This is a genomic window from uncultured Methanobrevibacter sp. (assembly GCF_902774605.1).
Taxonomy (GTDB): domain Archaea; phylum Methanobacteriota; class Methanobacteria; order Methanobacteriales; family Methanobacteriaceae; genus Methanocatella.
In genome coordinates this window covers 20,799-27,499 of sequence record NZ_CACYJE010000021.1, presented here as the reverse complement: position 1 = coordinate 27,499, position 6,701 = coordinate 20,799, and the positions used below count along the sequence as shown (strand labels likewise).

General features: G+C 40.4%; 9 protein-coding genes. 4 read left to right on the top strand and 5 right to left on the bottom strand.

The genetic code is table 11. The features are described from left to right. Window positions 1-282 (bottom strand): transposase (locus tag QZU77_RS10845; RefSeq protein WP_366208864.1); only part of this gene is annotated, 282 nt, incomplete at its 3' end. Between the two features lie 273 nt (window positions 283-555). Between QZU77_RS10845 and QZU77_RS05600 the strand changes: the two genes are divergently transcribed. Continuing rightward, complete coding sequence (locus QZU77_RS05600; RefSeq protein ID WP_295601257.1) at window positions 556-1,698, top strand: peptidoglycan-binding protein; 1,143 nt, start codon at window positions 556-558, stop codon at window positions 1,696-1,698. A 110-nt stretch (window positions 1,699-1,808) separates the two neighbouring features. Here the strand turns inward: QZU77_RS05600 and QZU77_RS05595 are convergent, their stop codons facing one another. After that, complete coding sequence (locus tag QZU77_RS05595; RefSeq protein ID WP_295601254.1) at window positions 1,809-2,582, bottom strand: serine protein kinase RIO; 774 nt, start codon at window positions 2,580-2,582, stop codon at window positions 1,809-1,811. A gap of 27 nt (window positions 2,583-2,609) precedes the next feature. Next, the gene (eif1A, locus tag QZU77_RS05590) at window positions 2,610-2,915 is read right to left on the bottom strand and encodes a translation initiation factor eIF-1A (protein ID WP_292801700.1); all 306 of its coding nucleotides are present in this window, start codon (window positions 2,913-2,915) and stop codon (window positions 2,610-2,612) included. 106 nt (window positions 2,916-3,021) lie between these two features. Here eif1A and glp point away from each other — a divergent pair, with 106 nt between their 5' ends. The 3 genes from glp to QZU77_RS05575 are packed head-to-tail and all read left to right on the top strand — an operon-like array spanning window position 3,022 to window position 4,998. Further along, a complete protein-coding gene (gene glp, locus QZU77_RS05585) occupies window positions 3,022-4,245 on the top strand; it encodes a gephyrin-like molybdotransferase Glp (RefSeq protein WP_295601251.1) in 1,224 nt (407 codons plus the stop codon). Window positions 4,246-4,276: 31 nt separating this feature from the next. Further along, window positions 4,277-4,738, top strand: coding sequence for a GyrI-like domain-containing protein (locus QZU77_RS05580; RefSeq protein ID WP_295601248.1), 462 nt, complete (start codon window positions 4,277-4,279; stop codon window positions 4,736-4,738). An 8-nt stretch (window positions 4,739-4,746) separates the two neighbouring features. After that, on the top strand, window positions 4,747-4,998 hold the full coding sequence (locus QZU77_RS05575; protein WP_295601245.1) for a hypothetical protein: 252 nt from the start codon (window positions 4,747-4,749) through the stop codon (window positions 4,996-4,998). 22 nt (window positions 4,999-5,020) lie between these two features. On the opposite strand, the gene QZU77_RS05570 is transcribed toward QZU77_RS05575, so the two are convergent. Both QZU77_RS05570 and QZU77_RS05565 read right to left on the bottom strand, forming a co-directional pair. Next, entirely contained in the window at window positions 5,021-5,395 is a 375-nt protein-coding gene (locus tag QZU77_RS05570; protein WP_295601242.1) for an SseB family protein, read from the bottom strand. After that, on the bottom strand, window positions 5,392-6,699 hold the full coding sequence (locus QZU77_RS05565; RefSeq protein ID WP_295601238.1) for a TldD/PmbA family protein: 1,308 nt from the start codon (window positions 6,697-6,699) through the stop codon (window positions 5,392-5,394). Before QZU77_RS05565 ends, QZU77_RS05570 begins: the two co-directional genes overlap by 4 nt. Between the last annotated feature and the right edge of the window lie 2 nt (window positions 6,700-6,701).

The following is a 6,701-nucleotide window of genomic DNA, read 5'->3' as shown; positions in this document are numbered from 1 at the left end:
TTTTTCAACAAGGAATTTGCTGAATTGGTGATATGCGTTTTGTATTTTATTGTTTTTTCTGTTCAGCCATTTGTAGTATTTTTTTAGTGTTTTTTGATAGTTTTGGCTCATGTATTTTTGTCTGGATAATTTTCGTTGATATTTTCGGATCATCTTGTCTTCTTTGTTTAAGTCGAGATTGGCTATTTCTTGACCGTTGGAAAGTGTTGCAAGATTTTTTAAACCTAAATCAATACCAATATTTTCACCGGACTTTTCTAAATATTCTACTGTTGTGGTTATGTTTATTATTGCGTAATATTTTCCGTTTTCCTTTTTAACGGTTACATTGTTGATTTTACTTTTTTTCAGTAGTTTTTTGTATTCTTTGCTTGTGCGGTAGTGTACGTATCCTTTTTTTCAGTAGTTTTTTGTATTCTTTGCTTGTGCGGTAGTGTACGTATCCTAATTTTGCTAATCTGATTCTTTTATTTGTTATTCTTATATTATTGCTGTTTTTTTGAATTCTAAATGATTGTTTAGGGTTTTTCTTAGATTTGAATTTAGGATAGTTGTGTGTTCCTGAATAATGAAGCTTACAAAATCTTCACTGTTAAGGGAGAGATTACTGCTAAGAATAACTGGTTTGGAAGCAATGCTACAAATTACTACAAAATACCTGAAGATGTCGGAATTGATTTGGAAAACTGGCTATTCTTAAACGCTACAGCCAATCCTAGCAAACTTAATCCAGGTGAAAAATCTGCAATCACTTTTAAATTATACTCATTTGACGGCAGTGGGATCAGTGATTATGATGCTTCAAAAATGAACATTGCTTTGGATTTATCCCAGACACTTGGCCAGCTTGATAAAACTTCCGCTCCAATAGGTGAAACAATAACCTACACTGCTAAGGAAGGGGGCGCTGCAACCGTAACCGGTAAATTTGAAACCGCATCATATACAGTCGGCTTGACAAATGTTGATTCAAGACAGGCAACCAGCATCACAGCTGCTGATGTGTCCACAACATACAAAGTCAACAAGAACTTGGTAATCACTTTAAAAGATGCTAAAGGCAAGGCAATCGCTAATGCTAAAGTAACTGTTAACTTGAACGGTGCTAAAACCTACACTACCGACAAGAACGGTCAGGTCAAGGTGTCAACCAAGGGACTTGCTCCTAAGAAGTATTCCGCTAAGGTCACATTCAACGGCAATGCCAATTATCTCAAATCAAGCAAGACTGTCAAGGTCACCGTTAAAAAGGCAACTCCTAAATTGACCACCAAAAAGAAAACCTTCAAGAAATCAACTAAAACCAATAAATACGCAATAACCTTAAAGGACAATACTGGAAAGGCAATCAAGAAGGCTAAAGTCACCCTGAAAGTCAAGGGCAAAACCTACAAGGCAACCACTAACAGCAAGGGTAAGGCTACCTTCAAGATTAAAAATCTCAAGAAGAAAGGAACCTACAAGGCTAAAATAACTTACAAAGGAAACAAATACTTTAAGAAAGTATCCAAAAAGGCCAAGATTAAGGTTACTGTCGCATTCAAGACAATATCCTCAGGAAGCAAGGACAAGGCAACCGTTAAGAAAATCCAAAGGGCTCTAAAAAATAAAGGTTACTATACAACCTATAAAGGACATACCTTGGCAATTGACGGTGAATTCAGCAAGAACACAGTAAGATCCATCAAGCAATTCTAAAAGGCTAAGGCCTTAAGGTAACTGGTAATGTTGACGAAAAAACAACTAAAAAACTTGGAATAATTTAAATAAGGATTAATAGTCCTTATTTCTTTTTTTTATTTTATTTTTTAAAATTTCGGTGAAACGTATTCCCAAACTTCATCAAAACTTGTTTTAACGCCGAGTTTGGTGTATTCTCGGACTAATGTATTGATGTCTCGTTCAAGCAGTTCCTTTGAAATCGGATTGTCCAAAACCACGGATTGGGAAACGTCGATTATGATTGGCTTTTCATCCAAATTAAGAATATTGTAATTTGATAAATCCCCATGAACCAGCTTTGCCTCGTTTACAAAGAGTTTCAGTTGGACCAATAACTGGTTCCAGAATTCCTCGGGATTTTCAGGTGGCTGGTTTTTAACGGGCTGTGCAGGGTTTCCATCCTCATCGCCTATGAATTCAATGAGTAAGACATTGTTCGCACTGGTTATCGGTTCGGGAACGTTGACTCCTGCATTGTATAATCTGGTGAGGTTCTTGAACTCCTTCGTTACCCAGGAGTAGATGATTTTCCTTTTGTTCTTGGTTTTTACGTTGAACCTTGGATCGCCTTTGAGGTAGTAATCCATTTTCTTAAAATCGGATGTTGCAATGCGGTAAATTTTAACTGCAACGAATTTCTCGTCATCTGTGATGCCTGTTAGTACATTCGCTTCCTTGCCTGTGCTTATCGCACCGTTTAAAACATCAATGTGGCCCTGGTTAGCTAATTTGTAGAGTGTTTCCAAGGTTATCTTGTCGAAGATTTCATTTCCTGTTTTTCTCTCAGAATTGTCCTTTTTTCTTTTTTCTGAGTGAATCTTTGCATGCTTGGCATCTGCTTTGGCTACTTTAGGGTCCATATGATCAAAAAAAATAAGTAAGTGAGACTACATTTTTAAGTAGCCTTTTCTTTCAAGCCAGTTGGATTCGGTTTTGGTGTATCTCCAGATTACATCCGCTTTTTCGTCGGATTGGAAATCCCATGGTTTCACAAGAATCACGTCTCCTTCACGAATCCAAATACGTTTTTTCATTTTTCCAGGGATTCTGGTCATTCTAATGTTTCCGTCAGCACAGCGGACTTTTAATTTACCGTGTCCCATGATTTGTTCAACTACTCCAGGTATTTCTCCTTTTTTAGGAGTTCTTACCCTTCTATACTCTTGCTGTTGATTGTTATTAGGTCTAGACAAATACTCTCCTCCAAAATAATAATGGTAATTTTATCCATAAGATTAAATTATTTATATTTATATTAATATATTATATATTAATTTATTGATTACTAGGGTATTTATTATGGGAACTGAATTTTTAAAAATCAAGGAATGTGATGAAGCTATTGACATTATCAAAAAGCTGTTCGATGAGAATTTGAAACCTGAAAGCGAGGAGATTCTCGTTACTGAAGCCTATGGCAGGGTCTTGTTTGAGGATGTCTACTCCAGAATGGATTTCCCGCCATTTGACAAGGCGTTGAAGGATGGTTTTGCAATACTTTCATCCGACAGTTTCGGAGCCTCTGAGGAGTCCCCAAACACAATTGAGGTAATAGACTTTCTTGAGGCAGGCGCAACTACCGACAGGAAGGTTGAAGCGGGCAAGTGCATTGAAATCAGTACCGGTGCGGCCATGCCTGAAGGTGCAGATGCCGTATTGATGGTTGAGTATGCCGAGAAGGGCGATGGTGAGGTCAGCCTTTTGACTACCGTGACACCGTCACAGGATGTTGCCAAGAGGGGTTCCGACATCGAGGAGGGCAAGCTGATTCTCCACAAAGGTGATGTCCTTAATCCGGGCAAGATCGGCGTTCTGCTGTCACAGGGCTTTGAAACAATAGAGGTCTATAAAAAACCGAGTGTTGGTATAGTCTCATCAGGAAATGAAATCACACTTCAGGGCGAAGAGCTAGAATATGGCAAGATCTATGATGTAAATGGTGGGATGATTAAAAACGATGCAGTTTCCTGCGGCGCAGATGCAAGATTCTTGGGCATCATGAGGGATGACTATGGTGAGGTTAAGGATAAGATCACAAAATCCCTCGAGGAAGTCGACATTCTCTTCTGCTCAGGCGGAACCTCAGCAGGACTAGGCGATGTACTCAAGCATGTTCTAGATGAGCTCGGTGAAGTTCACATTCACGGAATATCAGTTCAACCCGGCAAGCCAACAATCGTCGGTGTAATCAATGAAAAACTCGTAATAGGACTTCCAGGAAACCCAGTCTCCGCATTGATGATATTCAACGCCTTCGTGGCAGAGCCACTCACAAGGCTTGCAGGAATCGACAAGGACTTCGAGTTGGAAACAGTCAAGGGAAAGATAACAAGAAGAATCCACTCCCAAGTCGGCAGAATGCAATACCAGCTTGTGAAAGTCGATGGTGAAAACATCCAACCGATATTCAAGGATTCAGGAGCAATATTCTCACTCTCCACAGCAGACGGCTATGTGAAAATACCAAAACTCGTCGAGCTCGTGGATGAAGGCGAGGAAGTCGAAGTTTATTTATTCAATTAAAATTAATAATATTAATTAAAAGGTGCTAATTATGGATTATGAAGTGAAAGTAATTCCCGAACAGAAACTAGGAGTAATCAATTGCAAAACCCCAATTAAAGACTTAGGAATATTCCTCTCAATACTCATGGATTGGGTTGACACAGAAGAGATAGTCACAGACGGAGACCCATTCATTGTCTACTTCTCACCAAGACACGAAGTGAACCAGGGGGATGCGGTCTATGACGTAAGCATACCTGTTAAAGACGACCCTGATGAAACCGACAGGATCCGTGTAGTTGACATGATTGAAAACAAGGTCCTTGCGGGCACACACTACGGCTCAACAGACACCATCATGGACACCTATGCGCAATTGGTTGAAGTGGCTCAGGAAAATCATTATGACATCATCGGTTCTCCAAAGGAAGTTCTAATCAAGGGTTTGCACAATTGCGACAATGAAGAGGAGTATATAACTGAAATACAATTGCCTATCATTGAAATGTAGGTGGCATCATGGTTAAAAAAGAAGAGTTTGACTTGGATGAAGAGGTCAAGATACTTGCACGCAAATCCAGAATCAACATGCAAAAGACAGAATATTCCTATCAAAACAGGCTTAAGGAACTTGATAAGGAAATAGATAAGGTAGTTTCAGACAAGATTAAATCATTCGATGATAACAGGAAATCCACTGAAGAATTCGAGGAAATCGAATTCAAGCATGAGACAATAAACAGATACAGGGAAAAATTAAGGAAAATCTAATTTTTCTCACAATACCTTTTTTTTAAAACAAGTTTACGAATTCCTCCAATGGAATCGCCAGTGAATACTTGCTGAACGGATTGACTGCCACGCCATAATACTCATCACAGTCATTTTCAATCATTTCAGCCAATTTTTCAGAGGCAATGTTAAGGACAGTGAATTCAACATCCGCCTTCACCAGCTCATCCTCATCACTGAACACTGCAATGAACTCGTCATTGTTCTCATTGGCAAATTTCAATGGCTTGAACTGGAAATCATCCTCACTGGAGCTTATGACTTCAATGGGCATTATGAATTCCGCCTTTTTCAGTTCCATAATTAATAATTCATCATCGCTGATGCTTGCCTCATCGGCAGGCATTGATATTAACTCCTTCAGCCTGGAATTCATTGGCCAACAACTCTCAAGTCATGAACAAGTAATTTCGGAAGGATGAATGAGCCGTACTGCTTGACTTCACTGTTCAAGCCATCAACGCTTTTCATGATTTCAAAGATGTTTCCTGAAACCATTGCCTTTGAGATTGGTTCTGTCAACTCGCCATTCTCTATTTTAAAGGCATTGCTTGCCTCAACTGAAAAGTCACCGGAGATTGGGTTGGCGGTGTGGGCGCCTAAAACGCTGGTTGTCAAAACTCCCTTGTCGATTTCGGACAAGTCTCTCATTTCACTGAACCTGAACTCAAGGTTGGTTGGTGAAATCATCGGAGTGGACAGGTAGCTTCCCCTAAGGCCGTTGGAGGTTGTCTCCACGCCTGCCTTGTTGGCAGTGTAGATGTCATAGATGAAAGAGCTTAAAACGCCATCCTTCACCAAGTCGGTTTGGCGGGATACGCTTCCCTCGCCGTCGCATTTGGCAGTGTACATTCCCTTTTCAAGCAACGGGTTGTCGATGATGGACAATGTCGGATTGGTGATTTGTGAACCGATTTTTCCCTGAAGGATGGAGCGTCCCCTCAACACGTTCTCGCCGTTGAATGCACTGATGAATGTCTGCAATAATCCGACAGCAGCATAATAGTCAAGCACAACGCTGTAGTCATCGGTTTCAACAGGCTTGGTGTTAAGTGAACTTTTCGCAAGCTCGCACACTTCGCTTGCCAATTTTTCACCGTCGATGTCGAAGAATCTTGATGATGCTGAATTGTAGGATGTTGCGATTTCACCATCCTTTTGAATGGTGACTGACAATCCCAAGCCGAAGCCGGTTCCCTTATCCTCGATTGAAACGCCGTTTGAATTCACAATCAATGATCTTCCCTCACTGGCGCTGAAGCCTGCGCCTGTCACTTCACAGCCGGTGTCGCTTGCGGTTGCAATACTTGACTTTAGAAACTCCACTGACTCGTCAAGGCTCAGGTCCTTGAACTTATCGTCATAGACTTTTTCAACATCATTCACTTTCTCAACTTCCGCGAATGAATAGTTCTCATCAACCTTGGTCAGTTTGGAGTTTTCAATCGCTTTAAGGGCGGTGTCTTTGAGGTTGTCCATGTTTGAGGTGAACGCAAAACCCTGTTTCTGGTCCTTGAGGATTCTGATTCCAACTCCCAACTCGATTTCTTCCTTTGCAAAGTTCAGCTCATCCTTAAGGGTGTCCAGTTCGATTACCCTGGATTCGTCAATGTAAATCTCGTAAGCGTCACATTTATCTGCAATTGTTTTCTTAACGTCTTCTGCTATTTCATATATCATAA

Coding starts and splice junctions, on each gene's coding strand:
- QZU77_RS05595 (WP_295601254.1), bottom strand. CDS start 2,582: ATGGACCCTAAAGTAGCCAAAGCAGATGCCAAGCATGCAAAGATTCAC.
- glp (WP_295601251.1), top strand. CDS start 3,022: ATGGGAACTGAATTTTTAAAAATCAAGGAATGTGATGAAGCTATTGAC.
- QZU77_RS05580 (WP_295601248.1), top strand. CDS start 4,277: ATGGATTATGAAGTGAAAGTAATTCCCGAACAGAAACTAGGAGTAATC.
- QZU77_RS05575 (WP_295601245.1), top strand. CDS start 4,747: ATGGTTAAAAAAGAAGAGTTTGACTTGGATGAAGAGGTCAAGATACTT.
- QZU77_RS05570 (WP_295601242.1), bottom strand. CDS start 5,395: ATGAATTCCAGGCTGAAGGAGTTAATATCAATGCCTGCCGATGAGGCA.
- QZU77_RS05565 (WP_295601238.1), bottom strand. CDS start 6,699: ATGATATATGAAATAGCAGAAGACGTTAAGAAAACAATTGCAGATAAA.